Source organism: Vibrio sp. Vb0598 (genome assembly GCF_033338935.1).
GTDB classification, from domain to species: domain Bacteria; phylum Pseudomonadota; class Gammaproteobacteria; order Enterobacterales; family Vibrionaceae; genus Vibrio; species Vibrio alginolyticus.
Window position 1 is genome coordinate 1 of record NZ_JAWOTP010000278.1, and the last position, 1,063, is coordinate 1,063.

Annotated in this window: 1 protein-coding gene and 1 pseudogene; both read right to left on the reverse strand. The window is 43.7% G+C overall.

The window, feature by feature from the left end; translation table 11 throughout:
• Positions 1-50: 50 nt before the first annotated feature.
• Complete coding sequence (locus tag R7Q38_RS24675; protein ID WP_021449750.1) at positions 51-830, reverse strand: phosphoadenylyl-sulfate reductase; 780 nt, start codon at positions 828-830, stop codon at positions 51-53.
• Positions 823-1,063, reverse strand: a pseudogene (locus R7Q38_RS24680) (sulfite reductase subunit beta); the annotation flags it as partial. The gene R7Q38_RS24675 and the pseudogene R7Q38_RS24680, both read right to left, overlap by 8 nt.

Here is a 1,063-nt window from a genome sequence, read left to right on the forward strand (position 1 = left end):
AAGAAAGCTGCATGATCGCAGCTTTCTTCTATAGATAGATATATCTGTAACTAGATACCTGAACCATCTTGTTCATTACCATCATCTTCATGAAGTCCACATTCACGCTTTAAACCAAAGAAGCGAGTCTCTTCCTCTGACATTCCTGGCTCCCATTTACGTGTCGTATGTGTATCCCCAACAGACAAGTAACCTTCTTCCCAAAGTGGGTGATAGGTAAGACCATGTTGCTCGAGGTAGTAGTGAACATCTTTATTAGTCCAATCGATTACGGGCAGAAACTTAAACACGCCATTTTGAATCGACAGTATCGGTAAACCCGCTCGTGATTTACTTTGCTCTCTACGTAAACCTGAAAACCATGTTCCAACATTAAGTTCTTTCAATGCACGACGCATTGGCTCGACTTTATTTATTTTGTTGTACTTCTCGATCCCCTCAACGCCCTGCTCCCATAATTTGCCATAACGTGCTTCTTGCCACTGAGCACTTTGCTCCGCTCGATAAACTTTTAGATTAAGGTTGAGTTTTTCTGTCAACTCATCAATAAAGCGATACGTTTCTGCAAACAGATATCCGGTATCCGTAAGAATAATTGGGATATCAGGTTTTTCTTGAGTCACAAGATGAAGCATGACAGCGGCTTGGATACCAAAGCTTGAGGATACCGCAAACTCTCCATCCAGATTTTCCAAAGCCCACTTTACTCGCTCTTGTGCCGACAGCTGTTCAAGTTCGACATTGATTTGTGCAAGACGGAGTATTTGCTCCGTCTTTGTTAATGTCAGTAACTCCGCCAGCTCCGGTTTGGAAGCCACAGAATCAAGCATAGAAGTCCCTCTTTGATACGAACACTTCTTGAATGATGCCTGCACGAATGGTGAAATCGCCAAAGTCTTCGCCTTCCTCACGCTCTTTCGACCATCGAGCCACCAGCAGATCAATCTCTTCTAGGATTTGTTTATCCGTGATGTTCTCTTTATACATTTTAGGTACACGTGTACCAGCACGATTCCCCCCCAGATGTAAGTTGTAACGACCCGGCGCTTTACCTACCAGACCA

What these genes read in the sequence shown, in the direction of transcription:
- R7Q38_RS24675 (WP_021449750.1), bottom strand. Translation starts at nt 830, where the DNA reads ATGCTTGATTCTGTGGCTTCCAAACCGGAGCTGGCGGAGTTACTGACA.